1 protein-coding gene is annotated in these 292 nt (G+C 65.8%); it reads right to left on the reverse strand.

The features are described from left to right. Positions 1-21: 21 nt before the first annotated feature. Positions 22-292 (reverse strand): hydroxymyristoyl-ACP dehydratase (locus B4920_RS26060; RefSeq protein WP_079437598.1); only part of this gene is annotated, 271 nt, incomplete at its 5' end.

Below are 292 nucleotides of genomic sequence, written 5' to 3' on the forward strand. Positions count from 1 at the left end.
AGGGGATGAGAATGCAGGGCGTCATGGGATTAGACGCACCCGTCCGCTGCTCGCCGGCTCATCGCCGAGCAGATAGTGGAAGAGGAGCTGGCCCTTGTCTGCCTGCCACTGCAGGCGCAGGCTGCACTCGGCCCCGGGGCGTAGCGGACGCTGGAACTTGAGCTGATCCACCCCGTGAAACGGCTGCGCCAGCTTGAGCAGGCTGGCGGCGTAGTGCATCACCCAGTGGATCTGGGTCACCCCGGGCAGCAGGGGCGCACCGGGGAAATGGCCTGTAAACCAGGGCAAATCG

It is taken from the genome of Zoogloea sp. LCSB751 (assembly GCF_002028455.1).
GTDB lineage: Bacteria > Pseudomonadota > Gammaproteobacteria > Burkholderiales > Rhodocyclaceae > Zoogloea.